Origin of the sequence: Pantoea sp. ICBG 828 (assembly GCF_002928355.1) — a bacterium.
GTDB classification, from domain to species: domain Bacteria; phylum Pseudomonadota; class Gammaproteobacteria; order Enterobacterales; family Enterobacteriaceae; genus Pantoea; species Pantoea dispersa.
Genome location: NZ_POWN01000001.1, coordinates 148,677 through 175,068, shown reverse-complemented (window position 1 = coordinate 175,068; position 26,392 = coordinate 148,677). Strand labels below are relative to the sequence as shown.

Below are 26,392 nucleotides of genomic sequence, written 5' to 3'. Positions count from 1 at the left end.
TGCATCAAGTGTACAGCATTTGCCCGCCGGTGTCATGGTTTGTTCACGCCGCACCGCCATTAACTGGCGGTGCGCCAGATGTCGCTCATCGCCAGCTCAAGTTTTTTAAACAGCCGGTAGCGGGTGTCATGGAACGCGAAGCGCGCCGCGCGGGGCTGCAGCGCCTCCGGCGCAAGGGTAACCGCCTGTTGCACGGCGGCAGCCAGATTCGGCCACTGACCCACGCCCACGCCCGCACACAGAGCCGCACCCAGCGCCCCGGTTTCGTGGCAGGTTGCGACGCGAATCGGCATCCCCAGCACATCCGCAAACATTTGCGGCCAGACACTGCTGCGCGTCGCGCCGCCGGAGAGCGTGGCCTGGTTGACCGTAATGCCGGCCGCGCGCAGCCGGTCAATGTGCGCCCGGTGGGCAAAGGTCACGCCTTCAAACAGGGCAAACAGCATGTCAGCGCGCGTATGCCAGCCGCCGAGGCCGTAAAAGCCAGCTTTGGCGGGTTCGGCTTTCCGCCCTGAATAGAGGTAAGGGTGATACAGCGGCAGCTGCGCGTCAGGCCTGACCTGTGCCACGCTGTCGCTGCTGCGCGCCGCGCCCTGGCCGGCGCGGCCATCATCAAATTCACGCAGGAACCAGTCAAGATTGGCGGCAGAAGTGGCGCTGGCCTCGATCGCCATGTAGCGGTCGCGTTCGATGATCGAATTCATAAACACCGGGCGCAGATAATCAGGTTTGTCGACCACCACCTGATTGATGCTCCAGGTACCGGCGACAATGGAGGCCTCACCGCAGTTCACTACGCCCGAGCCGACCGCGCTGGCAACCACGTCAAACATGCCGGCCACCACCGGGATGCCAGCGGGTAAACCGGTGAGCTGTGCCGCCCGGGCCGAGACCACGCCGGTAACCTCGCAGGATTCACGCAGCGGTGGCAGCAGGGCGAGCGCCTCTTCAATGCCATATAACGCCAGCAATTCACGACTGTAGCTGCGCTGGCGATAATCAATCAGCCCGGCACCGGCGGCATCCGAATAGTCCGCGCTGACGTTGCCGCACAGAAAATGAGCGATGACATCTTTGGCACACAGCAGATGGCCGATCTGCGCCCAGCGTTCCGGCTGATGCTGACGCATCCAGCTGATCAGCACCGGCGTGGCGGCGGGCCACGGTTTTTGCAACGACAGCGCGTAAATCTGCTGCGCCGCACCGCTGGATTCCAGCGCCTGTACCGTGGCGCTGGCGCGATGATCAATCGACTGGATGCCAAACAGCGGGCGCTGCTGACGATCCAGCGCATACAACCCGTTGCCGTGACCGGCGGCCCCGACGGCAATCACTTCGCTGCCACGCGTGCCGGCTTGCTGCAGGCAGCGACTCACCGCGTTGCTGACGCCGCGCCAGATATCTTCAACTGGCCGTTCAGCAAAGCCTTCCTGCGGCTGATGCGTTTCGCCTGCGCACTCCGCTACCGACAGCACGCGGCCGCTCAGGTCAAACAGTACCGCTTTGATCATGGTATTTCCGGCATCGATGCCGAGAATCTGGCTCATATCCGACTCCGTTTCAGGCGAAGACGGCGCACCGCTTAAGCGCCGGTGCAGGTCACGCTTAACCCTGCTGGTAGATGTCCAGCGCATCCGCGCCGCTGACACCCTGATGAATAATCGCCATCAGCGCGCTGACCACGCGTGATGGATTATCATGTTGATAAACGTTGCGGCCATACACCATGCCGCTGGCACCCTGCGCCATCAGCGCGGCGCTTTTCGCCAGCACCGCGCCCAGTTCCCCTTTGCCGCCGCCGCGCACCAGCGTCGGACAGCGCGCCGCCTCCACCACGCGATGGAAATCCTCTACGTTGTCCGTGGGGTCGGCTTTAATGATGTCGGCGCCCAGCTCCCGCGCCAGACGCACCAGCGGCACGATTTGTCTGACGTCACCGAGCGAGCCGTACGCCGCGCCCTGGCCGGCGGGGGCCATCACCAGCGGCTCCACCATTAGCGGCATGGCATAGCGATCGCAGGCATGGCGCAGGCGGCCAATGTTCTCCACGCACATGCGAAAAATGCCCGGTTCATCCGGGATCTGGTAGAGATTGACCACCACCGCGGCGGCATCCATCTGCAGCGCGGCAAGAATCGGTGCCTCCGGATTATGCAGTACCGCCCACATCTCGCGGTGGCGCGCCGCGTTATAGGCATTGCCGACGTCGGTGCGCATCACCAGCGCCGGTTTGCGCCCGGCAACGCGCTGCAGCAGATCGGCCTGACCATAATTGACCTGGATCGCATCCGGCTGTGCGGCAATCAGGTTGCGCATCACGCTTTCAATATCTTCCAGCCCCAGCAGAAAATCGGGCTCGTTGGCGATGCCATGGTCGATCGCCACATCCAGGCACTTGCCGTGGTGAAATAACCGGTTGAGGCGAACTTTAGGGGTGAGTGACATCCTGAACTTCCTCCTGTGAAAACGCGGATGCGAGCGCGTGCAGCCCATGGCGCTGCGCCAGGCTGATTGCGGTGTGCTGCAGATGTTCAGCGCGCTGGCTGTCCTGCCAGCCGAGCGAGTCGGCCAGCAGCTGCGAAATTTCCTGCATGAGCGGCGGCGTTAATTCACCGCAGATAGCCAGCGACGTGCGGCGCACCAGCACATCTTCCAGCTGGCACACCTGTTCATGCTCAATCAGATAGCGCAGTTCGGTGGCACTGTAACCGGCATGATGCTGCAGCGGCTGTTCGCCGTGCTGCTGAATCTGCTGCAGCAGCGGCAGGGCCCGGCTGCCGTAGCGTTTCGCCAGTTGCGTCACGCGCGCCAGCGGAATGTCATATTGCTGCGCCAGCGCACTGAGCCAGGCGGGCTGGGCGGACGGCGCCGGAAAATCCCGGCCGCCGCCAATCGGCAGGTCGCTGCTGGAGACGCGACGCTTTTCTCCCAGCAGGCGCAACACGCGGTCGGCGGCCTCTTCCCCGAAGCGGCGGAAGGTAGTCCATTTACCGCCGACCAGACACAGCGTGCTCCAGGCGCGCGCGTGGTCTGGCGGCAGCAGCACCAGCGAATGGTTACGCGAAATCTGACCATTAACTTTGGCCTCGCTGGCCGGCAGCGGGCGCACGCCGCAGAAGGTGTAAACCACCGCGGATGCTGGCACCACAATGTCAGGAAACACAAAGCGCAGCGACTCAAGGATGTAAGCCTGCTCTTCGGCTTCGCATACCACGCTATCAGGGTCATCAACGCGGATATCGGTGGAGCCCACCAGCACTTTGCCAAACCAGGGAAACATGATGCACACCCGGCCTTCCTGGTTTTCGAAATAGACCATTTCACCGTCCAGCATCTGTAACAGCTGGGGATGATCGAGGATCAGATGCGACCCTTTGGTGCCGCCTATCAGTCTGGTCGGCTGCGAATGCACGGCCAGCTGCTGATTCAGCTGGTCGATCCACGCGCCGCCGGCATTGACCAGCACGTGCGGCTGCAGGCTAAAGCGCTCACCGCTCAGCGTATCTTCCAGCAGCACCGTCTCGTCGCTGGCGCTGACCACCCGCAGATAATTGAGCGCCAGCGCCTCCGGGCAGGCGCGTTCCGCATCTTCAATCAGCTCAAACCCGAGTCGCTCCGGCGCGCTGATCCACGCATCGTAGTAGCTGGCGCTGTATTTCACCCAGGGCGCGAAGCCAGGCCAGCGATCGCGCGTGGCGGCTTCGTTACGCAGCTGGTGGCGCGGCATAGCGCCATACTGTCGCGTGTAGAGGTCGTACAGGCTCAGGCCGGTTTTGATCAGCAGCGCGCCGCGCCGGGTGGGCTTATCGCTCAGGCGCAGGAAACGTCGCGTGGCGTTAACCAGTCCACCGCCGAGATTATCGATCGGTACGGTGGTACGCAGCGGAAACACATAGTGCGCGGCGTTTTTCAGCAGGCGATCGCGCTCCATCACCGACTCCTTCACCAGGCCAAACTCGCCGGTCTCCAGATAGCGCAGGCCGCCGTGAATCATGCGCGACAGCGCGCCGCTGGCCGCCTGGCACCAGTCACCTTTCTCCACCAGCACCGCAGGAATGCCCTGTAATGCCAGCTCACGAAAAGTACTGATGCCGTTGATGCCGCCGCCGACGATCAGCACCGGCAGCGAACTGCGCGCGCGCAGGCGGCTAAGCCGTTGTTCGCGGGTCAAAACCTGTTCCATTGTCAGCTCCTTGCGATGAACGCTTACTTGTCAAAGGTATAGGAGCGGGCGCAGCAAACGGCAAATCAGGTCATAAAGGATGTGATTTTGTTCACTACCAATGAGAATTGTCGGGAAGCCTGGCAGGGGTAACGATATACTGCCGGTCAGACATCATGGTTAACCTGCAGGAAAAGGAATTTTCATGTTTTCATGGGCCCGATTAAGCGCACTCGCGCTGCTGGTCAGCGGCAGTGCGCTGGCAACGACATCACCAAACAGCATCATCAAACCGCTGATGCAGCAGTATCAGATCCCCGGTATGGCGGTGGCGATTCTGCACGACGGCAAAACCGAATTTTATAACTACGGCGTGGCATCGAAAGAGAGCGGACAGCCGATCAACGAGCAGACGCTGTTTGAAATCGGTTCGCTGAGTAAAACGTTTACCGCCACCTTAGCCAGCTATGCGGCGCAGCAGAACAAACTGAATTTCAGCGACGCGGCCAGCCAGTGGCTGCCGGAACTGAAAGGCAGCGCTTTTGATCGCGTCTCGCTGCTGAATCTGGCGACGCACACCAGCGGCACGCCGCTGTTCGTACCGGATGACGTGACCAATACCCGCGAGCTGATGCGCTGGTACAAACAGTGGCAGCCAGAGGCCCAGCCGGGCACGGTGCGCGTTTATTCCAACCTCGGTATCGGTATGCTCGGCATGATTGCGGTTAAGAGTCTGCATCAGCCGTTCATCAGTGCGATGGAAAAGCAGCTGCTGCCGGCGATGGGCATGACGCACAGCTATGTGCAGGTGCCTGCATCACAGATGGGGCGCTACGCCCAGGGTTATAACAAGCAGGATCGCCCGGTGCGGGTCACGCCAGGCCCGCTGGATGCGGAATCCTATGGCCTGAAATCCACCTCTGCCGATCTGATTCGCTGGCTGGCCATTCAGCTGCAGCAACAGCCGGTCGCGCCCGCATGGCAACAGGCGGTGGCCGCGACGCATCAGGGCTATTACCACACCGAGGCCGCTTTTACCCAGGCGATGATGTGGGAGTATTACCCGTTGCCGGTGACCACGCAGCAGCTGGTGGACGGCAACAGCGGCGCGCGCATCATGAAGGGCATGAAAGCCACGCTGATTACGCCGCCGCAGACTGCGCCGCAGCAGGCGTGGTACAACAAAACCGGCTCCACCAATGGATTCGCCACCTATGCGGTCTTTATTCCGTCGCAGCGGGTTGCGCTGATTATGCTGGCAAATAAGTGGTTCCCGAATGACGATCGGGTGGTGGCTGCGGAAAAAATCATCAGCAACATCGGGAAGGGCGAATGATCACCATCAGAGCGCTGCGCGCAGAAGATTTTATGCCGTGGCTGGCGCTGTGGCAGGGCTATCAGCGCTTTTATCAGACTACCATTGACGATAACACCACCGGCGAGAGCTTTCGCCGCTTGCTGTCCCGCGCGGAACCCATGCACTGTCTGGTGGCCGAGCAGGACGGCGCGATGGTCGGGCTGGTGCATTTTCTTACCCATCGCTCAACCTGGACTCAGGGCGACTACTGCTATTTGCAGGACCTTTACGTCAGCGAAGCCGCGCGCGGTCTGGGGGCCGGCAAGGCGCTGATTCTGGCGGTCTATGAACAGGCAGAGAAGCTCGGCTGTTCGCGCGTTTACTGGCTGACGCAGGCGTCTAATAGCCACGCGCGGGCGCTGTACGATCGGCTGGCGCAACAAACCGACTTTGTGCAGTACCGTCATTTATTCGATCAGCCGTAATTTTCCCGGGCTGCCATGGAGGGCGGCCCCCGCATGCCTGATCAAGGCGCGCTTGCGTTATTCATCCCACCGTTTCGCTCCCTGACCCTTTCAAACGAAAATCCCTCAGATAAATAACTGTGACCATGCTCGCTATTTTCTGCCTGCGTGCTGTCTTTTTGTTCGCCTGATGTTATGAATGAATATGTAATGTATTTCGAATGAAACCAAAGCGTAAACAGACGGAGTGCGAGATGAACACCACTTTTACCTCAGGACAACAACCCGACGATTTTAAACAGCATGTGCGCCTGATGAAGCAGGTGCTCAGAGCACAGATTGGCGATGTCGAAGGCCTGTTTGAGCAGGTCAGAAGTAAGATTGTTAGTGAAATCGCGGCCGCGCGCGCCGAAGAGAAGCAGCACGGTACGGCGTGGCCGCAGGTCAGCTTCGCGGATCTGGCCGCTGGCCGCATCAGCGAACAGACCAAAGATCACATCCGCCGCCGCGGCTGCGTGGTGGTGAAGCAAACCTTCAGCCGCGAGCAGGCGCTGGCGTGGGATGCTGACATGCTCAACTACCTCGACGACAATGATTTCGACCGCGTTTATCAGGGGCCGGGTGACAACTTCTTTGGCAACCTCGACGCCTCGCGGCCGGAGATCTATCCCATTTACTGGAGCGATGCGCAGATGTCGGCCCGCCAGAGCGAGGCCATGGCGCAAACCCAGGCGTTCCTCAATCGCCTGTGGAAATTCGAATCCGCCGGTACGCGCTGGTTTGATCCGGACGTGAGCATCATCTATCCGGATCGCATCCGTCGCCGGCTGCCGGGCACCACCTCCAAAGGGCTGGGCGCGCACACCGACTCCGGCGCGCTGGAGCGCTGGCTGTTGCCGGCCTATCAGCAGGTGTTCAGCAAGATCTTTTCTAACCAGTTCGATCAGTACGATCCGTGGGATGCAGCGCACCGTACGGACGTGCAGGAGTATCAGTCTGGCACCACCACCAAATGCTCGGTGTTCCGCACCTTCCAGGGCTGGACCGCGCTCTCCGACATGCAGCCTGGTCAGGGACTGCTGCACGTGGTGCCGGTGCCGGAAGCCATGGCTTATCTGCTGCTGCGTCCGTTACTGAAGGATGTGCCGGAAGAGGAACTGTGCGGCGTGGCGCCGGGCAAAGTGCTGCCGGTATCGGAGCGCTGGCATCCGGAATTAATTGCCGGCCTGTGTTCGATCCCGGCGCTGCAGGCGGGCGATTCGGTGTGGTGGCACTGCGACGTGATTCATGCGGTGGCGCCGGTAGAAAATCAGCAGGGCTGGGGCAACGTGATGTACATTCCCGCCGCGCCGATGTGCGATAAAAACGCCGACTATGCGCAGCAGGTGGCGCAGGCGCTGGCGACCGGTGTCTCGCCGGGCGATTTCCCCAAAGAGGATTACGAAGCCAGCTGGCGCGGCCGTTTTACGCCGCAGGATCTGAATGAAAACGGCCGGCGCAGTCTGGGATTAGCGTGATTTCTGCTAAGCTGGGCAAAAACTTTTTTACAGCAGGCTCTATGAACGCACGTCATCAGCACATTATTCAACTGGTCAGCGAGCGCGGCAGCGTCAGCGTCAATGAACTGGCGCAAACCACCGGCGTTTCGGAGGTGACGGTGCGCCAGGATTTGAACCTGCTGGAGAAGGGCGGCTTTCTGCGCCGCGTGCACGGTTCCGCCGTGGCGCCGGAAAGTGATGACGTAGGCGCGCGCATGCAAACCCGTTTTGCGGTGAAAAAACGCCTGGCGGAGTACGCCGCCGGGCTGGTTAATCCCGGCGAAACGGTGTTTATTGAAGGCGGCAGCACCAATGCGCTGCTGGCGCGAGAGCTCAGCCACCGGCAGGACATCACCATCATCACCGTCAGCCATTACATCGCCGGACTGCTGCGTGAGCAGGGCGGCGATGTGATTATCCTCGGCGGGCTGTTTCAGAAAAGCAGTGAGTCGGTAGTCGGGCCGTTAACGCGGCTGTGCATTCAGCACCTCAACTTCCATAAGGCGTTTATTGGCATTGACGGCTGGGATGAGGCGACCGGTTTCACCAGCCGCGACATGCTGCGCTGCGATGTGGTGAACGCCATCATGGAAAAACCGACGCACACCGTCGCGCTGACTGACTCCTCCAAATTTGGTCAGATTCATCCCTATGCGCTGGCGCCGCTACAGCCGTTTAAGCAGGTGATCACCGACGCGGAACTCGCCGCAGGCTGGCAGCAACAGCTGCGTGCGCAGTCGCTGCAGCTCAGTCTGGTTTAACCTTTATTGCGTTCAATCTATCCCTCAGGCTTAGCGTGATTAGCCATTGATTGCATCGGCGCACTATTCATGTAATAAATAAAGTTACATGATGGCAACCGATCGGGACAATGATGACGCAAAATACCAACGATATCTTCAACGAGGAGTTTGCGCGGCAGTACGACGCGTATAACGGCAAACATCAGCCAATCGCCGATAACCTGCATCTGCTAATTTCACTGGTGCTGGACAACGCGCCGCCGCAGGCGCGCGTGCTGTGTGTGGGCGTCGGGACCGGCAGCGAAATTATCCGGCTGGCGCAGCAGCACCCGGAATGGCAGTTTACCGGTGTCGATCCTTCACCGGACATGCTGGCGGTCTGCACAGAAAAACTCAGCGCCGCCGGGATACGGGCGCGCTGCCAACTGCATCAGGGCTACCTTAATGACGTGCCGGTTACCGCCGATTACGATGTGGTGCTTTGCCTGCTGGTGACGCATTTTATCCAGCATCCGCAGCGGGCGGGTATTTATCAGCAGATGCAGCAGCAGCTCAAACCGGGCGGACGCTTAGTGACGGCAGAAATTGTCGGCGATGTGCAGGATACCGGCTTTGATGAACAACTGCTGTTCTGGAAAACCATGCATGAGAGCGCCAGCGGCAGGGCGCAAAATCTGGATGAGATGAAGCAGATGCTGACGCAGCGGCTGCTGTTACTGCCTGCTGCCCAGACCGAAGCGCTGATGGCGCAGGCCGGGTTCACGCCGCCGCAGCGCTTCTTTCAGTCGCTGCTGATACATGGCTGGACGGCGCGCAAGCGCTAAACCGCTTAATAAGGTTGAGTGAGCTGACGATTCAATAAGATAGCAGCGCCTGCGCCGTCAGCTCGTCGGTGATCAAACCGGTGACGAGTCCGCTGGCCAGCACCGCGCGGATCGCCGCCACTTTACTCGGTCCGCCGGTCAGCGCCACGATCTCTGCGCGCTGCGCCAGATCCAGCGGTACCGACAGCGTGCGTGCCGTCAGCGAGTTGTGAATCATCTGCCCGTCGGCAGCAAAAAAGTGCCCCAGCAGTTCGCCCACCGCGCCGGCTTCCGACAGGGCGCGGATCTCGGCTGCATCGATCATCCCGGCTTCCACCAGTTGGGCGGCCGGTTCCACGGTGCCAATGCCCACCAGCTTCACTTCACTGTGCGCGGCCATGCTAAACACTTCGCTGACGCCACGCTGCGCCAGCAGCACATCGCGATCCTCTTCGGTGTTGGCAAAAAACGGTACCGGCATCATGTAGGCCTGCGCACCGGTTTTTTCGGCGATGCGATGCATCACGTCATGCGGATTGAGCGCGTAGTTGCGCGTCAGACAGCCGAGCAGGGAGACAAAGCGCAGGTGCGGCGCGTCGATACGTGCCAGCTGGTGAATCGCTGCCGACAGCGTCCGGCCGTGGCCGAGACCCAGCGTGATCGCCGGCGTGGAGGCCAGAAGATTACGCAAATAATCGGCACCGGCCATGCCCAGCGCGCGCACCGGCAGGCCTTCTTCGCCGAGATCGGGTGCCACCTGACAAAAGTTCAGGCCGTAGCGGCTGCGCAACTGCTCTTCCAGCGTCACGCAGGCGACAATCGCGCCGTCGATGGTGACTTTCACCGCGCCTTCGGCCACCATGCGCGCAATCAGCCGATGGGTTTTCACCGACGGCAGGCCGAGCCGTTTGGCCACTTCAGCCTGCGTCAGGCCGCCGACATAGTGCAGCCAGGCCGCCCGCAGGGCCAGAGAGTCATCGCGTTCAGCGGAAGTCGGTGCTGATTTCATCGGGTTGTCCCTGTCTGGTTGAGGGGTGCTGCGGGCTGACGAAAGCCCTCAGCACGGCATGCTCACGCGAGATGCAAATCCTGCACCCCGGTATCAATATGGTCGGCCCAGAACGCCACGCTTTCAGCAATCTCCGCCACCACATTGCTGTCGGTGGGTTCGCGCTCTTTGAAGCTCAGCTCGAGGCAAATCTCGTTATCCTGCGCGCCGCCGCGCGCCAGCGCCTCGAGCAGCGGCTGCGGCTGAATGCGACCGCCGGCATTGTACTGCAATGTAAAGGGCCTGTGCCCGCCTTTATCCATCATGCTCTGCTTTATATGGATGATGGGCGAAAAGCGCGGCACCGCTTCAGCCCACGCGTAAGGGTCGTAGTCACGCGGATCGGCAGAGGTGACATCGCCATGATCGATATCCGCCATCATCCACATCGGCAGGGCAAACTGTGCCGCGCTCAGCCGCTGCTGCAGTGCCATACAGGCGGGAATGGTTTCGCCAAATTCGCGCCCGACGCTCATCGGTTCCCAGAACAGGTAACGCAGACCGGCCGCTTTGGCGTGTTCCGCCACTTCCGCCCAGCAGTCAATGGCGATGGCAATCAGCGCTTCACGCCGCGCCGCATCGTTAAAATCCCGCTGGGTGAAGATGGCAAACTGCGAGCCCACCGCGACGCCGCCCAGTTCCGCGGTGATGTCGGCAAAGGTCTTGAACCAGTCAATGTAGTAGCGACGTACCGCCGCATCCGGATGACCAAAATGGTTGAGGCGGCCATACGGGCCGGTCATGCCGGAGGTGACGCGCACGCCGGTGGCACGCAGCGCCTGCTGCATGCGGCGCGTCATGTGGCTGAGGGTGGCGGCGGGCCAGCCGGGATTGATAAATTCATGCGTCAGCTGCAGATCGCGAATGCGGATCTGCTGCGCCACGGTGTGAATCAGATCGCCGGGATCGGCGAAGCGGTTCACCAGCGGATTGGTATTCAGCGAAAGCGTTAATGGCATGCGGCACCTCTCAGCCAGCGTGGGCGCGCAGCGGCGCGGCAGGGTGGAAAGTCTGTTCGAACCACTGGCTGAACGCGGTGCGCTGTGCGGCGCTCAGGTGCAGCTGATGTTTGGTGCGACGCCACAGGATATCTTCCGGCTGCTGCGCCCATTCGTACTGCACCAGATAGCGCACCTCGGCCTCATACAGCTGGCCGCCAAAATGCTCACCGAGATCGCTCAGCGCGCTGGCGGTGCCCAGCAGCGTGCTCATCCGCGCACCGTACAGACGCGCATAGTGCTTGCGCAGCGGCTGCGGCAGCCACGGCCAGCGCGTTTTGATCTCTTCCAGGAAGCTGTCAAAATCGGCATGGGCGATCTCGCCGCCCGGCAGCGTGGCACTGCGCGTCCAGTCCGCGCCCATGTTGGGGAAAAACGGCGCCAGCTGTTGCAGCGCATGCTCGGCCAGCTTGCGGAACGTGGTAATTTTGCCGCCGAACACGTGCAGCAGCGGCGCATCCTGTTGATTATCCAGGTCGAACACATAATCCCGCGTCACCGCCGAGGGATTGCCTTTGCCGTCGTCAAACAGCGGCCGTACGCCGGAGAAGCGGGTAATTACATCGCTGGCGCGCAGCTTAACCTTGAAGTAGCGATTCACCACGTCAATCAGATACTGCTGCTCGCTATCATCCGCACTGACATCTTCCGCTTTGCCCTGCCAGGGAATGTCGGTGGTGCCGATTAACGCTTTATCACCCTCATAAGGATTGATAAAAATCACCCGCTTGTCGGTGTTTTGCACCAGATAGGCCTGCTGGCCCTCCCAGAATTTCGGCACGATGAGGTGCGAGCCTTTCACCAGCCGCACGCTGCGCTGGCTTTGCGTGTGGCTAACCTGATTGACGATATCCAGCACCCACGGCCCGGCGGCATTCACCAGCGCGCGGGCGAACACCGTGCGCTGCGCGCCGCTGGCCTGATCCTGCAGGGTAATCTGCCATTTGCCCGGCAGACGCTGCGCTGACACGCAGCGGGTGCGCGGCAGAATGGTGGCGCCGCGCTCGGCGGCATCCAGCGCATTGAGCGTCACCAGCCGGGCATCGTCGACCCAGCAATCGGAATACTCAAAGCCTTTCTGGTAGCTGTCCAGCAGCGGTGCGCCTTCAGGATCGCGCGTCAGATCGAGCACGCGCGTGCCCGGCAGTTTTTTGCGTCCGCCAAGGTGGTCATAGAGAAATAGCCCCAGCCGCACCAGCCACGCCGGGCGATCGGACGGGCTGTGCGGCAGCACAAAGCGCATCGGCCAGATAATGTGCGGCGCCGCGTTCAGCAGCACCTCGCGTTCAATCAGCGCCTCGCGCACCAGGCGGAATTCGTAGTACTCCAGATAGCGCAGGCCGCCGTGCACCAGTTTACCGGAGCGTGAGGAGGTGCCTGCGGCAAGATCGTCTTTTTCACACATCATCACCGACAGCCCGCGCCCGGCGGCATCGCGCGCGATACCGGCACCGTTAATGCCACCGCCGATCACAAACAGATCCAACGTGTTGTCACTCATGCGTTACTCCTTAAAACTGTTTAATGCCTGCCAGGCGGCAGGAAGATCGCGGCGGATCTGCTGATACTGGGGGAACAGCTGCTGGTAGCGCTGCATCAGCGCAGGCGACGGCGCTTCGGCGTCGTCCAGCAGCGGGCGCACCCAGCGTTCAACGCACTGCGCCATGTCCGGATACGCGCCAATCGCCACCGCTGCCATCATGGCCGCACCCGCTGCGCCGGCTTCCTCGCGCTGGCTGATGCGCACCGGCGCGCCGATACAGGCGGCAAGGATTTGCCTGAGCGGCTGCGATCGCACCGCACCGCCGGTAAGGCGAATTTCTCCCGGCAGCGTGGCGCCCATCGCCTGATAACAGTCGCGAGCTGCCATGCCGATGCCTTCAATCACGCCGCGCACCAGGTCGCCAAAGTTGTGCTGGTAGTTAAGGCCGGTGAAACTGGCGCGCGCATCGGCGTTGACAAACGGTCCGCGTTCACCGGCCAGTGAAATGTAAGGATGGAACAGCAGGGTGCCCGGCTGCGCGTCGTTGAGCCAGCGATCGATCTGCTGCACCAGCCGCGCATGATCGGTTTCACAACCAAAGCTGCTCAGCAGATCGCTGGCCACGTTCAGCAGCCAGTCGAGATTGAGCGTGGAGGCCATGTTGGTTTGTACCTGAGTGACATAACCTGGCCACGGCAGCGGGATCACGTAGCCGGTTTGCGCCGGGTTGAGCCATACCTCGTCAATGGTGACGCTGCGCAGATGCACGCCGGTTGAGCCGACAATCGAACAGGCGGTATTGGCTTCACCGGTGTGCACCCCGGCACCGAGCGCGGTCATCGCCATATCGACATAGCCGAGACACACCGGCGTGCCAGCCAGCAGGCCGGTTTGCCGGGCGGCGTCAGCGGTCAGGCCATGGGTGATTTGCGTGCCGTCGATAATCTCCGGCAGCAGGTGGCGCCGGTGGTTAAGCCCCAGCGCGTCAATCACCGTATCGTCGTAGCGCTGGTGGCGATAGTTGCCAAAGGTAAAGCTGGCTTCAGACGGGTCGGTGGCGCGCACACCGGTCAGATTGAGATAGAGCCAGTCCTTGCAGTGCAATGCCACTTCGGTGCGCGCCAGCAGTTCGGGATAGTGCTGGTCCATGTGCGCCAGCTGCGCACCCTGCTGGCAGGTGTTAAGACCGGTGCCGGTGGCCTGAAAGCGTGCGGCGGCCAGCGGCTGCTGATTGAGTTTTTCCACCGTGGCGGCGGCGCGGGCATCCAGCCAGATCCACGCATCGTCCACCGGCTGATTATCAGCACCGACCAGCCAGCTGCCGTCGCCCTGGGCGGTCACCGCCACGGCCACCACGCGCGCCGCCAGATTCTCCACCCGATCGCCGAGCTTGTGAATCGCACTGACCGCATCTTGCCAGGTTTGCGTCATTGACTGCTGGGCGGCACCGCCTGCGCTGCGGTAATAGCGATTGCGCGCCGACGCGCACGCCAGCTGGTTACCTTCCAGATCAAACGCCACCGCTTTAACCACCGAGGTGCCGGAATCCAGACCCAGAATGATATCGCCACTCTCCACATACACCTCCGTTCGCTGCTCCCGGAGCGGGAACCCCTGTTTGGTTTATCCGCAGCCTTGTTAATGAGCTCTGATGATTTTGCTAAATACTGTCTTACACCACTTCTCATGGAGATAACATATCTGATGTATTATTTTTCCCAAAAAAGAATAAATTTCACACCGGATGGCGAGTTCGATCACAAAATCAGCGGGGATTGCGGATGCACCTGCACACTGTGAAAGGTTTTTAATGATTGTATTAAAGGGGTTTTTAAACGGATTTGGGGTGATTGCAGGCAAATAAGCGATCCAGATCGCGCTGTGCGAAAAATTGCGCGCCACCTGTTGACAATTTAGTCACAACAGCACAATTCTCATCACACAAGTTATCACATTTATAACATTGCACAGCGATGAATATCGTCGCTGTTCACCCTGAGAGGTCACGTTATGTCCGAGGTCTCAATCTTAACGCAGCAGCTGGCACGCAAACGTCGGCGGCGCTACACGCTCAGCGGTGTGGTGATCGTGGCGCTGGTAGCCGCCATGGCGCTGGATACCAAAGTAGTGCGCATCGGTTCGGCAGACGACGCGCGTCAGCAGGGCTTCTCCGCAGACAGCTACGGGCAAAAAACCTTTCCCGGCATCCAGCAGGATGTTGAAGCGCGCGCGGTGGATGCCGCCACGCTTGCGGCCGCACTGAACAGCGATCGGCAGCAGGCGGTGGCCAGATACGGTGTCGGCTCGCCGCTGCCGGTGCTGCCGGTCAAACTGCAGGGCGTGGTGCAGCCGGGGCAAATGGGTGTTTTCCCGTTACAGGTCGCCGGTCTGCCGGCGGGCACGCAGCTGCGGTTGCAAACCGGCCCGGCGATTACCGGCACCGATCTGCGTGATGCCAGCGGCAAAATTCAGTTTGGTGATTTTACTAATCAGATCGAATACCAGAACGCCGGGGCGGCGATTAACCGTGCCATGAAAGCGGCGGTGCTGGAGAAACTGGACCGCGACGCGCTGCCGGGCAAAACCGTGCAGGTGGTCGGCGTGTTCCGTCTGCTCAGCCCGACCAACTGGCTGATTACGCCGGTGCGCGTGGAGGTGCAATGAAACCGTTCAACGTCAATCCGGCGCTGCTGAAAGGAGAAGTGATTCTGCAGGCGCGCAACGTCAGCAAAGTGTATGGCTCCACCCATGCGCTGAAAGGCGTCAATTTTGAAATCCGCCGCGGCGAAGTCACCACGCTGTTCGGTGAAAACGGCGCCGGTAAATCGACGCTGATGAAAATTCTTTCTGGCGTGATTACGCCAACATCCGGGGAAATTCTGTTAAACGGCGAAGCAAAGGTGTTCCGTTCGGCCACCGAGGCGCGCGACTGTGGTATCTCGATTATTCATCAGGAGCTGAATCTCGCGCCCAACATGAACGTGCGCGACAACATTTTTATGGGGCGCGAAATCATGCGGCCCGGCGGGGTGGATTACGCCGAAGAGGCGCGGCTGACCCGCCATCTGATGGCGGCGCTGGAGGAGGAGATTGATCCGCTGACGCCGGTGGAGAACCTGCGTCTCGGGCAGCAGCAGATTGTGGAGATCGCCCGCGCGCTGTCGGTGAATTCACAAATCCTGATCATGGATGAACCGACCTCGGCGCTCAGCGCGGCGGAAGTGGCGGTGCTGTTTCAGGTCATCCGAGATCTGACCAGTCAGGGCGTGGCGATTGTGTATATCTCACACCATCTGGAGGAAGCTCTGGAGATCACCGATCGCGCAGTGGTACTGCGTGACGGCGTGATGACCGCCTACGCCCGGCGCGACGAGATCGACCTCGAGTGGATCGTGCGCAACATGGTGGGAGAGCACTTCGACCTCGGTTCACCGCCCGGCGGCTATGCCTTCGGCGGTGACGCGCTGACGGTGCAGGCGTTAACCGTGAAAAGCAAAACCGGCATCCGGCTGGTGGATCAGCTGTCGCTGACGGTGCAGGCCGGCGAGATTGTCTGCATTTATGGTCTGATGGGCGCGGGGCGCACCGAGCTGCTGGAGTGTCTCGCCGGACGGCTGAAGCAGAGCAGCGGGCACATCCTGCTGCAGGATACCGAGATCTCCGCGCTGTCGCTGTCGCAACGCATCAAAATGGGGCTGGCGCTGGTCCCGGAAGATCGCCAGCGCGACGGGCTGGTGCAGACCATGACGGTGGGCGAGAACCTGTCGCTGGCCAGCATCAGCGAGTTTGTGCGCGGGCTGGTGCTGTCAACGCGACGGGAGAAACAGCTGATTAGTGACAGCATTCGTAACGTGACGGTCAAGACTGCCGGCGGTGAGGCGGCTATCGGTTCCCTGTCCGGCGGCAATCAGCAAAAGGTGGTGATCGGCAAAATGCTCGCCACCCGACCCAAAGTGATTCTGCTGGATGAACCGAGCCGCGGCATCGATATCGGTGCCAAAGCCGAAGTGTTTCGTCTGCTGGCGGAGAACGCCAGCAAAGGGCTGGCGGTGGTTTACACCACCTCAGAAGTGGGCGAGTGCCTGAGTATCGCGCACCGCATCGTGGTGATGAGCAAAGGGCGCATCTCGGCCATCTTCGACGCCAGCGTGAGCAAAGAACGCATTATGGCCGCTTCGGGCGAGTCTCTGGTGGCATGACATGAAAAACGGAGCAAACGGTATGACTGACAGAACCCAAACGCTGGATAGCGCACCGCGTGTGGCGAAACCGGCCAGCGGCAAGCGCCTCAACCTGGCGCGGCTGCTGCTGGAAGGGCGTGCCTTTATCGCGCTGCTGGTGATTATCGCCACTTTCTCCCTGCTATCGCCCAACTACTTTACCGGCGCGAACTTCCTCACCATGGCGTCGCATGTGGCCATCTTCGGTTTGCCGGCGATCGGCATGCTGCTGGTGATCCTTAACGGCGGGATTGATTTGTCAGTCGGCTCGACGCTGGGACTGGCCGGGGTGATGGCCGGCTTTATGATGCAGGGCATCAACCTTGAAGCGCTTGGCTTGGTGCTCTATCTGCCAGTGTGGGCGGTGGCAATTCTGACGCTGGTGCTGGGCGCGCTGGTAGGGCTGGTCAACGGCGTGCTGATTGCGATTTTTCGCGTCCCGGCGTTTGTCGCCACGCTCGGCACCATGTATGTGGCGCGCGGTATCGCGCTGCTGATCACCAACGGTCTGACCTACAACAAACTATCCGGCAGCGAAGCGCTGGGCAATACCGGTTTCGACTGGCTCGGTTTTAACCGCCTGTTCAACATCCCGGTCGGTGTGCTGGTGCTCGGCGCAGTGGCGCTGGCCTGCGGTTTCCTGTTGAGTCGCTCGGCGTTTGGCCGCTGGCTGTATGCCTCGGGCGGTAACGAGCGCGCCGCCGATCTTTCCGGCGTGCCGGTGAAACGCATCAAAATCAGCGTCTACGTGCTGTCGGGTATCTGTGCGGCGATGGCCGGGCTGGTGCTCTCTTCGCAGCTGACCTCCGCCGGTCCGACCGCGGGCACCACCTACGAGCTGACCGCCATTGCTGCGGTGGTGATTGGCGGTGCGGCGCTGACCGGAGGACGCGGTAACGTGCGCGGCACGCTGCTGGGCGCGTTCGTGATTGGCTTTCTCTCTGATGGCTTGGTGATTATCGGCGTTTCTGCCTACTGGCAGACGGTGTTCACTGGCGCCGTGATTGTGCTGGCGGTATTGCTCAACACCCTGCAATACGGCCGGCGCGGTCGCTAACCCTGTGCGCGCTGGCCGGCTGGCGCGCGAGTAACCGTAAAACAAACCTGTACCCTAATAATAACGGAGCACCTATGTTCACTAAACGTCTGTTTATCGCCGCCGCCGCGATGGCCATCTCCACCTTTGCCTTACCCAGCTGGGCCAACAACGGCCTGATGACCATCATCGTCAACGATCCCTCCAACCCATACTGGCTGACTGAGGGCCAGGTCGCGCAGAAGGCGGCGGAGAAGCTGGGCTACAGTGCCAAAGTCAGCGCGCACAAAGGGGATACCAACACCGAAAGCCAGCTGATTGATACGGCGATCACCAATAAATCGAAGGCGATCATTCTCGATCCGGCTAACGCCGACGGCTCGATTGGCTCGGTGAAGAAAGCGATTGCCGCCAATATTCCGGTGTTTGTGATCAATGCCGAACTGAACCAGAGCGGGCTGGCTAAAGCGCAGCTGGTGTCGAATAACGCGCAGGGCGCGGCAGTAGGCGCGATGGAGTGGGTGAAGCAGGTGGGTGACAGCGCCAGCTATGTCGAGCTGGTGGGACCGCCGTCGGATAACAACGCCGCCACGCGCGCCAACGGTTTCGATACCGTGCTGTCTCAGTACCCGACGCTGAAGAAAGTCGGCCAGGAAGTGGCGAACTGGGATCGCACCCAGGGCTTCAATAAAATGCAGTCGCTGCTGCAGGCTAATCCGAACATCAAAGGGGTGATCAGCGGTAACGATGAGATGGCGCTGGGTGCTATCGCCGCCCTGAAGGAAGCCGGCAAACTCAGTCAGGTGAAAGTGGGTGGGTTTGACGGTTCACCGGATGCGGTCGACGCGGTTAAAGCCGGTACGCTGGCCTATACCGTGATGCAGCCGGTAGCGCAGTTTGCGCAGAAGGCGGTAGAGCAGGCGGACACCTTCCTCAAAACCGGCAAAACCGGGGTAGCACAGGAGAAGCAGCTGTTTGACTGTATCCTGATCACCAAAGACAACGCCGGTGATTTCGTTTCGCCGTTTGTCCTGAAGCAGTAAGTCAGATTACCGATGGCGGCATTCTGGCCGTCATCGGTTGCCTGCTGCGCGCCTGATTTGCAAAAGAAACGTTTACGCGCTGTAATCAAAGCCGAAACTGCATTTCCGCTTCACTTTCCGGACGAAACATGGCGCATAACCCGCAAGAGACCTCCGCTGGTCACTTCCTGAATGAAACCTTACCGGGCGACAGCCGTCAGGCGCGTCAGCTGGCACGACGCCAGCTCATAGCCGAAGCCGTGATGGCCGAAGGCGCGGTGCGTATCGAAGATATTACTGAGCGCTTCGGGATCAGCCTGATGACCGCCCATCGCGATATTGATGAGATGGTCGAGCGCGGGCTGCTGCATAAATCACGCGGCGTGGTCTCCGCCACACCAACCAGCCTGGTGGAATCCAGCGATCTCTACCGTGCCACGCGCCAGCTGGAAGAGAAGCAGGCGATTGCCGAAGTGGCCGCTGGCTACCTTGAACCCGGCCAGGCGCTGTTTCTGGATGATTCCACCACCGTGCTGCAGATGGCGCGGCTGCTGCCGGCCAAAGCGCCGCTCACGGTGATCACCAATTCGCTGACGTTAATGAATGAATTACGCAACGGTCGCGATATCACCCTGATGGGGCTTGGCGGCCAGTTTCATCACTGGTGTAACGCCTTTATGGGGCGCATGACGCGAGACGAAATCGCCAGCCTGCGCGCCGATGTGTTTTTTGTCAGCATGTCGGCGATTATTGATGATGCGGTGTTTCACCAGTCGGCCGAGACGGTGGAAACCAAGCGCGCGATGTTCGAGGCAGCGCAGAAGCGCATCCTGATGATGGATAACACCAAGTTTGAGCGGCGCGCGCTGCATCGCTTTGCTCACCTGAGCGAGTTTGATGTGGTGATCGTTAATCAGGGCACGCCGGTGCCGGTGCTGCGTCGCCTGCAGGAGTTGGGGGTGAATGTGGTGGTGGCACCGATGAAAACCGGGCAGGGACGCACAGAGGCGTAATGCCCGGTTTGCGCGTTAGCCAAGGCCGATGAAGAAGCCGGCAATGGTGGCGCTCATCAGATTGGAGAGCGTTGCGGCGATCAGCGCGCGCAGGCCCAGCCGCGCGATTTCCGGGGTGCGCTCTGGTGCGACGGCAGAAAAGGCGCCGACCACCACGCCAATCGAACCAAAGTTAGCAAAGCCGCACAGGGCGAACGAGACGATGGCGATGGTTTTGCCGTCGAGCGCGCCCGCCTGATGCAGATAAGGTGAAAAGCTGATGTAGGCGACAAACTCGTTCACCACCAGTTTCTGACCTATCAGACTGCCCGCCAGCGCCGCATCGTGCCACGCCACGCCCATCAGCCACGCCAGCGGGGCCAGCGCGAAGCCGAGTATTCCCTGCAGACTGATGTCGCCGTGACCAAACCAGCCGCCGATGCCGCCGAGTATGCCGTTGAGCATCGCGATGATACCGACAAACGCCATCACCACCGTCGCCAGACCGGCGGCTATTTTCATCCCGGTAATCGCTCCGCTGGCGGCGGCTTCAATCAGGCTGCGTGCCGGCGTGTCGCTAAACGACAGGTTGGTAAAAGTCACCTGCGACGCTTCCGTTGCCGGACTGAGCAGCCGGGCGAACAGAATGCCGCCAGGAATGGCCATCAGCGAGGCGGCCAGCAGATATTCAATCGGTACCCCCAGCCCGGCATAGCCGAGCATAGTGGAACCGGCTATTGAAGCCATGCCGCTGCAGATGGCGGTGAACAGTTCGTTGCGATTGAGACGGTTGACGAAGGGTTTGACGATGGCCGGGATCTCATTCTGGCCGAGGAAAATGGTGGTGACCGCCACGAAGGATTCGATCTTACTGATGTTGAGCGCGCGCTGAAAGATGCCGCCCAGCAGGCGAATGATGGCGCCCATTACGCCAATGTAGTAGAGCACGCTAACCAGCGCGGTGATAAAGATGATGGCCGGCAGAACGTGAAAAGCAAACACAAAGCCGGCGCCGTTAAACACCTTGTCCATTTGCGGTCCGGCCAGCGCGCCAAATAGAAACGCGCTGCCCGCATCACTGTAAGCCAGCGCCTGATGCACGCCGCTGGCGACTTTTTCCGCCAGCCATTTGCCCGGCGGCAAATAGAGGATCGCGCCGCCGAGGGCAATCTGAATCAGTAACGCGGCACCGGTGGTGCGCAGACTGATGTGTTTTTTATTTACTGACAGCAGAAACGCGATCGCCAGTAATACCACCATACCCAGAACACTTCTCATTATATCCATCATGATATTTCCTGATGTCAGCCTGGTGAGGTTGCATAGCGGTATGGGCGACCACTTTCTGCCCATATTGTGGGGTTAAAGGATTAGCGGTACCTGCGCACGCAGTCTTCGACTAAATCCCAGAACCAGGCGGTATCCAGCGTGATGCCCACTTTGGTGTTTGCCGGTTTCCCCAGCACACCCAGCGCATCACACACCGTGCGGCCATAGCAGGGACCGCTGTTGACATCGATTTCGACAAACATCGGCTGAACGTTGAAGGCATCCGGATTGATCAGATAGGCGACACAGGTGGCGTCATGCACCGGGCCGCCCGCCAGACCGTAATTATCGTGCTGGGTTTTCAGCGTAAAATTCATCATGTCGCTGAACAGCTTTCCGGCCGGGCCGCCAGCCTTTTCCATGCGGGTAATGATGTCCGGCGTGCACACCGTCTGGTGCGTTAAGTCGAGGCCCATCATCACCAGCGGGGCGCCGGCGGTAAATACCACGCGCGCGGCTTCCGGGTCGGCAAAAATATTAAACTCCGCCGACGGGGTAAAATTACCGGTGCCGTAAGCGCCGCCCATCAGCACAATTTCACGGATTTTAGGAATGATTTTCGGCTGCATGCGCATCGCTACCGCAATATTAGTGAGCGGGCCGACCGGCACCAGCGTGATATCCCCGTCGCTGTTCATCAGCGTATCGATAATAAAGTTTACCGCGTGCTTTGTTTCCGCTTTACGCGTCAGCGGGCCGAACACCGGGCCGTCAAGACCGGTTTCGCCGTGAATATTATCGGCGACGATCTGCTGGCGCATAATCGGCTGCGGCATGCCGGCATAAACTGGCGTGTCAATATTCAGCGTCTGGCAAACGTTCAGGCCATTAACCAGCGTTTTGTCCAGAATTTGATTGCCCGCCACGATACTGATACCGAGCAGTTCAATCGAAGGATGTTTCGCGGCCAGCATGATGGCGATGGCATCATCATGACCGGGATCACAGTCCAGAATAATTTTACGTGCTGTCATGGTTTTATTCCTCAACTTATTCAGTTATCACCTTAATTTCATTGCAGAAATTTTCCGGTGCGGTAGGGTAGAGGCCTTCACCTTAGCAGCGGCGTGACACGCCAGAGTATGAGAAATCTCATAGTGGACATCGAATAATGAAAGAAATAAATAATGACGCGCTGAAGCAGCAGTTAATAATGGCGTCCGGCTATTGCGATAAATTTTCAGCCGATGTGATCCCGCACACACATTTATTTCATATTCTTGCCGGGGACTATATTGTGCGCGAGGGGGCTCTGCCGGCGTATATGTTTTATCTGGCGCGCGGTCGCACCAAACTGTATGTCACGCTGGCTAATGGCCGTATTTCGCTGGTGGATTTCTTTAATGCGCCCTGTTTTATTGGCGAGATTGAAGTGCTGGATGAAACGCATGCTTCACGCGCGGTGCAGGCGATTGAAGCCTGCTGGTGCCTGGCGCTGCCGGTGAAAACCTGCCGCACGCTATTGTTAAATGATGCGCAGTTCCTGCGCCACGCCTGCCTTGGCCTGGTGAAAAAGAATTTCCGCAATATTGTCACCTCAACGCGCAATCAGGCGTTTCCACTGGTTAACCGGCTGGCGGCCTTTATCCTGCTGACCCAGCATGATGGTGTGTATAAAGAGAAGCATACGCAGGTGGCGGAGTACCTTGGCGTGACCTATCGCCACCTGCTGTATGTGTTTGCGCAGTTCAGCGCAGAAGGGGTGCTGCGTAAGCAGCAGGGGGGTTATGCGATCGCTAACCGCGCGGCACTGATGGCCTTAGCCGAAGAGATGGAACCCGGCGCAGCGCTGCCGGGTCACTGAGGTTTATGCGCCCTGGCGGGTGGCCGCCAGCACGATTTCCCGCACGCAAACCGACTGCGGCTGCGAATAGGCGTAATCGATGGCGCTGGCCACGTCGTCTGCGCTGAGCACCTTGCCGCCCATTTCGGCTTTCCAAGCGTGATAACCGTCCTTGATTGCTTCGCTGGTGGTGTGACTCAACAGCTCGGTTTCAACTGCGCCCGGCGCGATAACGATCACGCGTACATTGTGCGGCGACAGCTCTTCGCGCAGGTTCTCTGACATGCCATGCACAGCGAATTTAGTGCCAACATACACTGCGTGATTAGGAAACGTCTTCCGTCCGGCCACTGAGCTGATATTAATGATCGTGCCCCTTTTGCGGTCAATCATGCCTGCGGTGACCGCCTGCACGCCATTGAGCAGGCCTTTCACGTTGACGTCGAACATCTTATCCCATTCGCCGGCATCCTGTTGTTCAATCGCGCCGAGCAGCATCACGCCCGCATTGTTAATCAGCGCATCAGCCGGGCCAAACTGCTGCTCAGCATCCTGCACTGCGGCGGAAAATGCGTGGCGATCGGTCACATCAACCGCGCGGCACAGGGCGTTGGGCAGGTTCAGTGCCGTCATACGATCGATACGGCGAGCCAGCAGCAGCAGGGCATGTCCACGCGCCGAAAGCAGTTTCGCCGTGGCAAGACCGATACCGGAGCTGGCACCGGTGATGACGATTAAGGGTTTAACATTCTGCGTCATAATGACTTCCTCATAGATAAAATTAATGGCGAGGCTGAGGTATGCACTTTAAATCGCGCAGCGATTGGTGAAAAATGGTTTATTTCTTTCGCCGATATAATGATTTTCTATGGATAAGCGACAGCTAAAAGCTTTTATCTGCGTGTTTGAAGAGCGCAACATCACGCGCGCCGCACAGTTACTCAATCTGACGCAGCCCGCGCTCTCGGCCACGATCAAACTGCTGGAAGAGGAGCTGGCCACCACGCTGTTTATCCGCAGGCCGCGCGGGGTGGAGGTCACGGAGGACGCTCGCGTCCTTTATCCGCAAGCGCGCAAGATGCTCAGCGATATGCAGGCGCTGGTCACACGCTTTCGGCAGCCGTCGGATTGCCTGCCGCTTAAGATTGGCGTCGAAGGGGATGTCGCACCCGCCCAGCTGGCGCAACTGCTGACGGCCATCCGGCAACATTTTCCCACGGTGCTGCTTAACGTCGAGCCCGGTTGCGTGGGCGATATCCGGCTGGCGTGTGAAAGCCTGCGCTGCGAAGACGAGCTGTTTATGCCGCTGTTTGAAGAGCACTACGTGCTGGCGTATCCCGCCAGTCATGCGCTAAATCAGCTGGAAACGCTAACCCATGATCAGTTGCATCCGCTGCCGTGGGTGATGGTGCCGACTGATGAGTCACATCAGCGGCTGCTGCCGTTTTACGGTACGGGTGCGGCCGCGGCCAACGCCGGCAGCTACGCGCTGGCGCTGGATCTGGCGGAAGCCGGCTTTGGCGTCACCATTGCGCCGGCGCCCCTGGTTGCCGCGCGGCATCGCCTGGCCTGGCGCGCTTTACCCGGTCAGCCGCTGATGCGGCGTGTCGGCATTTGCTATGCGGTTCAGGCGCAGGCCAATCCGGCGGTAGAACGGCTGCTGGCGCACTTCAGCCACGGCGCGCCTTTGCGTACTTCGTGATAGATCCGGTACGCTGCCGGGCGCACCGGTTCAAAGCAGATTAGCGCGGGTTCATCATGTCAAATATGGCGTCAAAATTGCCGTCGCGTTCGGCCCAGCGCCGCGTATAGTCGCGCTCCAGCAGCAGTTCGCCGCGCGCGACCGGACCATTTTCCAGCATCTGCAGAATCTGCGCGATATAGTCTTCCAGCGGCATGGCACGGGGATCGCTGAGCTGGTGATCACCGGTCAGCGCCGTCTGTAGATATGGCGGCAGCATTTCCAGCACCTCAACCGGGGTATTACGCAGCTGATGACGCAGCGAAACCAGCCAGGAATGCAGAAAGGCTTTGCTGGCGCAGTAGGTGGGAAAACTGGCCAGCGGCATGAAGGCCAGCGCGGAACTGGTTGCCATCAGCGTGGCCTGCGGCTGACGGCGCAGCAGCGGCAAAAACGCGGCGGTGACGCGAATCACACCGAGGATGTTGGTCATCACGATTTGCTCAGCAATATCACTGGTCCATTCGTCTGTCGTCACCGTTTCCGGCTGCGAGATACCGGCGTTGGCGATCAGCACGTTGATATGCGGGAACTGCGCGTGAATCGCCGCAGAACAGCGGGCGAGGGCGGTGGTGTCATTAACGTCCAGAGCAAAGCCGGTAATGGCCGGGCGCTGGGCGGTGATCTCATCGAGCAGCGCCTGACGTCTGCCGGTGATAATGACGCGGTTACCGCGATCGTGAAAAACCTCGGCCATGCGGCGGCCAATACCGCTGGTTGCGCCGGTGATGAGCAGGGTGTTGTTGGTCAGTTTCATAGTGTGCCTTGTCAGTCAGAGAATGAAAGGCCACGTGCAGTGATGCACTGCTAGCGATCCCGTGAAACAGGATGCGTAGAAAGCGTGAACGATGCCGTGGCGCTGTTCCGGTTTTCCTCTGCGCAGAGGCCCATTCCGGTTCAGGGCGCGTTGGATGACGGTAACGCCTACGGCAAGTCAGAAGTGAGATGCGCGCTTACTATATAGCGAGCCGGGGAGGGATGTCTATCCTGTCGTCCTGTTCCTGCAGACTGTGGCGTTTCGTTTTCTGACCATGATCAGTTATGCTGATTTGTATTAAAAATCATAAAGGAATTATAAAGTGCGCACCCGCGATTCGGCTCGTTTGCTTATTATAAATCCCCTTAATCAGGTTTTATTATTCTGGTTTAAGCATAAAAATAATGCCCTGTCAGGCAGAGAACACTGGGCCACACCCGGTGGAGGCGTTGAACCGGGAGAGACTTTTGAACAGGCAGCTATCAGAGAGCTCAGAGAAGAAACAGGCTTTTATGTCGATGATGTGGGTCAGCCGTTAACTGAGCGCATTTTTGAAATGACGCTTCCCAGCGGTGAGGTGGTTTTGGCAAATGAACGATTTTATTTAATTAAAGTTGGAGATGAAGATATCTGTACCAGTGGTTGGACTGAAAATGAAAAGTCAGTCATTGATAGTTATCACTGGTGGGATCTTACTGAGCTGCGAAACACTCGCGACGTCGTTTATCCAATAAATATTGCTGATCTCTGCACATTGCCGGATTAATTACGCGACGTGTCATAGCGTTGAGCGTATGAATCTATCATTGCCGCTTTCAAATGGAATCTTATTGCAGGTGATCAGAGTATGTTCAGTGGAGCCGACACATGCTCAGGAAAGCAAAGTTTGAAGCATGGACTCTGGGTTGAACCTGATGGATGCCAGGCTTTTTGTCTAAAAGGTATTCACGGAAATGCATGCAGAAATTATTCAGGT

24 protein-coding genes are annotated in these 26,392 nt (G+C 59.5%); 13 read left to right on the top strand and 11 right to left on the bottom strand.

Annotated elements, in window-relative coordinates; genetic code table 11:
• Nucleotides 1-59 precede the first annotated feature (59 nt).
• From C1Y43_RS00790 to C1Y43_RS00780, 3 genes are read right to left on the bottom strand one after another with little or no spacing between them, the layout of a single operon-like run.
• Nucleotides 60-1,547: an FGGY-family carbohydrate kinase gene (locus tag C1Y43_RS00790; RefSeq protein WP_104186663.1), complete on the bottom strand. Its 1,488-nt coding sequence runs from the start codon at nt 1,545-1,547 to the stop codon at nt 60-62.
• A gap of 58 nt (nt 1,548-1,605) precedes the next feature.
• Complete coding sequence (locus C1Y43_RS00785; RefSeq protein ID WP_021506060.1) at nt 1,606-2,445, bottom strand: class I fructose-bisphosphate aldolase; 840 nt, start codon at nt 2,443-2,445, stop codon at nt 1,606-1,608.
• Nucleotides 2,429-4,183 carry a glycerol-3-phosphate dehydrogenase/oxidase gene (locus tag C1Y43_RS00780; protein WP_104186661.1) on the bottom strand — a complete coding sequence of 585 codons (1,755 nt, stop codon included), beginning with the start codon at nt 4,181-4,183 and terminating at the stop codon, nt 2,429-2,431. Before C1Y43_RS00780 ends, C1Y43_RS00785 begins: the two co-directional genes overlap by 17 nt.
• A gap of 184 nt (nt 4,184-4,367) precedes the next feature.
• Here C1Y43_RS00780 and ampC point away from each other — a divergent pair, with 184 nt between their 5' ends.
• From ampC to C1Y43_RS00755, 5 genes are all read left to right on the top strand, one after another.
• A complete protein-coding gene (gene ampC / locus C1Y43_RS00775) occupies nt 4,368-5,498 on the top strand; it encodes a class C beta-lactamase (protein ID WP_104186660.1) in 1,131 nt (376 codons plus the stop codon).
• Complete coding sequence (locus C1Y43_RS00770; protein ID WP_021506057.1) at nt 5,495-5,944, top strand: GNAT family N-acetyltransferase; 450 nt, start codon at nt 5,495-5,497, stop codon at nt 5,942-5,944. Before ampC ends, C1Y43_RS00770 begins: the two co-directional genes overlap by 4 nt.
• Nucleotides 5,945-6,177: 233 nt before the next feature.
• The gene (locus C1Y43_RS00765) at nt 6,178-7,440 is read left to right on the top strand and encodes a DUF1479 domain-containing protein (RefSeq protein ID WP_104186658.1); all 1,263 of its coding nucleotides are present in this window, start codon (nt 6,178-6,180) and stop codon (nt 7,438-7,440) included.
• Between the two features lie 41 nt (nt 7,441-7,481).
• Nucleotides 7,482-8,222: a DNA-binding transcriptional regulator YciT gene (locus tag C1Y43_RS00760; protein ID WP_058769793.1), complete on the top strand. Its 741-nt coding sequence runs from the start codon at nt 7,482-7,484 to the stop codon at nt 8,220-8,222.
• Nucleotides 8,223-8,332: 110 nt separating this feature from the next.
• Nucleotides 8,333-9,028: a class I SAM-dependent methyltransferase gene (locus tag C1Y43_RS00755; protein WP_233209787.1), complete on the top strand. Its 696-nt coding sequence runs from the start codon at nt 8,333-8,335 to the stop codon at nt 9,026-9,028.
• A gap of 31 nt (nt 9,029-9,059) precedes the next feature.
• Here the strand turns inward: C1Y43_RS00755 and C1Y43_RS00750 are convergent, their stop codons facing one another.
• From C1Y43_RS00750 to C1Y43_RS00735, 4 genes are all read right to left on the bottom strand, one after another.
• Nucleotides 9,060-10,016 (bottom strand): sugar-binding transcriptional regulator, encoded by a 957-nt coding sequence (locus tag C1Y43_RS00750; RefSeq protein WP_058780571.1) that lies wholly within the window; start codon nt 10,014-10,016, stop codon nt 9,060-9,062.
• Nucleotides 10,017-10,078: 62 nt separating this feature from the next.
• Entirely contained in the window at nt 10,079-11,014 is a 936-nt protein-coding gene (locus tag C1Y43_RS00745; RefSeq protein WP_104092938.1) for a sugar phosphate isomerase/epimerase, read from the bottom strand.
• A gap of 10 nt (nt 11,015-11,024) precedes the next feature.
• Nucleotides 11,025-12,554, bottom strand: coding sequence for a glycerol-3-phosphate dehydrogenase (locus C1Y43_RS00740; protein WP_021506051.1), 1,530 nt, complete (start codon nt 12,552-12,554; stop codon nt 11,025-11,027).
• Between the two features lie 3 nt (nt 12,555-12,557).
• Nucleotides 12,558-14,114: an FGGY-family carbohydrate kinase gene (locus C1Y43_RS00735; protein ID WP_021506050.1), complete on the bottom strand. Its 1,557-nt coding sequence runs from the start codon at nt 14,112-14,114 to the stop codon at nt 12,558-12,560.
• Nucleotides 14,115-14,546: 432 nt separating this feature from the next.
• Between C1Y43_RS00735 and C1Y43_RS00730 the strand changes: the two genes are divergently transcribed.
• From C1Y43_RS00730 to C1Y43_RS00710, 5 genes are all read left to right on the top strand, one after another.
• Nucleotides 14,547-15,200, top strand: a complete 654-nt coding sequence (locus tag C1Y43_RS00730) for a DUF2291 domain-containing protein (RefSeq protein WP_021506049.1) — start codon at nt 14,547-14,549, stop codon at nt 15,198-15,200.
• Nucleotides 15,197-16,735, top strand: a complete 1,539-nt coding sequence (locus tag C1Y43_RS00725) for a sugar ABC transporter ATP-binding protein (RefSeq protein ID WP_021506048.1) — start codon at nt 15,197-15,199, stop codon at nt 16,733-16,735. The genes C1Y43_RS00730 and C1Y43_RS00725 overlap by 4 nt, the downstream gene beginning before the upstream one ends.
• Nucleotides 16,736-16,757: 22 nt before the next feature.
• Nucleotides 16,758-17,813 (top strand): ABC transporter permease, encoded by a 1,056-nt coding sequence (locus C1Y43_RS00720; RefSeq protein ID WP_104187122.1) that lies wholly within the window; start codon nt 16,758-16,760, stop codon nt 17,811-17,813.
• Nucleotides 17,814-17,887: 74 nt separating this feature from the next.
• Nucleotides 17,888-18,835, top strand: a complete 948-nt coding sequence (locus C1Y43_RS00715) for a D-ribose ABC transporter substrate-binding protein (protein ID WP_058758551.1) — start codon at nt 17,888-17,890, stop codon at nt 18,833-18,835.
• A gap of 128 nt (nt 18,836-18,963) precedes the next feature.
• Nucleotides 18,964-19,827 (top strand): DeoR/GlpR family DNA-binding transcription regulator, encoded by an 864-nt coding sequence (locus tag C1Y43_RS00710; RefSeq protein WP_021506045.1) that lies wholly within the window; start codon nt 18,964-18,966, stop codon nt 19,825-19,827.
• A gap of 15 nt (nt 19,828-19,842) precedes the next feature.
• Here the strand turns inward: C1Y43_RS00710 and C1Y43_RS00705 are convergent, their stop codons facing one another.
• On the bottom strand, nt 19,843-21,093 hold the full coding sequence (locus tag C1Y43_RS00705) for a NupC/NupG family nucleoside CNT transporter (protein WP_104187121.1): 1,251 nt from the start codon (nt 21,091-21,093) through the stop codon (nt 19,843-19,845).
• An 83-nt stretch (nt 21,094-21,176) separates the two neighbouring features.
• Nucleotides 21,177-22,109: a ribosylpyrimidine nucleosidase gene (gene rihB, locus C1Y43_RS00700; RefSeq protein ID WP_058758552.1), complete on the bottom strand. Its 933-nt coding sequence runs from the start codon at nt 22,107-22,109 to the stop codon at nt 21,177-21,179.
• Between the two features lie 137 nt (nt 22,110-22,246).
• On the opposite strand from rihB, the gene yeiL reads away from it, so the two are divergent.
• A complete protein-coding gene (yeiL, locus tag C1Y43_RS00695) occupies nt 22,247-22,939 on the top strand; it encodes a transcriptional regulator YeiL (protein ID WP_104186657.1) in 693 nt (230 codons plus the stop codon).
• Between the two features lie 3 nt (nt 22,940-22,942).
• Here yeiL and C1Y43_RS00690 read toward each other — a convergent pair whose 3' ends face one another.
• On the bottom strand, nt 22,943-23,677 hold the full coding sequence (locus C1Y43_RS00690) for an SDR family oxidoreductase (RefSeq protein WP_104186655.1): 735 nt from the start codon (nt 23,675-23,677) through the stop codon (nt 22,943-22,945).
• A gap of 109 nt (nt 23,678-23,786) precedes the next feature.
• Between C1Y43_RS00690 and C1Y43_RS00685 the strand changes: the two genes are divergently transcribed.
• Nucleotides 23,787-24,620 carry a LysR family transcriptional regulator gene (locus tag C1Y43_RS00685; protein ID WP_104186653.1) on the top strand — a complete coding sequence of 278 codons (834 nt, stop codon included), beginning with the start codon at nt 23,787-23,789 and terminating at the stop codon, nt 24,618-24,620.
• A gap of 40 nt (nt 24,621-24,660) precedes the next feature.
• Here C1Y43_RS00685 and C1Y43_RS00680 read toward each other — a convergent pair whose 3' ends face one another.
• Complete coding sequence (locus C1Y43_RS00680; RefSeq protein ID WP_104186652.1) at nt 24,661-25,416, bottom strand: SDR family oxidoreductase; 756 nt, start codon at nt 25,414-25,416, stop codon at nt 24,661-24,663.
• A 322-nt stretch (nt 25,417-25,738) separates the two neighbouring features.
• Here C1Y43_RS00680 and C1Y43_RS00675 point away from each other — a divergent pair, with 322 nt between their 5' ends.
• On the top strand, nt 25,739-26,182 hold the full coding sequence (locus C1Y43_RS00675; protein ID WP_104186650.1) for an NUDIX hydrolase: 444 nt from the start codon (nt 25,739-25,741) through the stop codon (nt 26,180-26,182).
• The last annotated feature ends 210 nt before the right edge of the window (nt 26,183-26,392 follow it).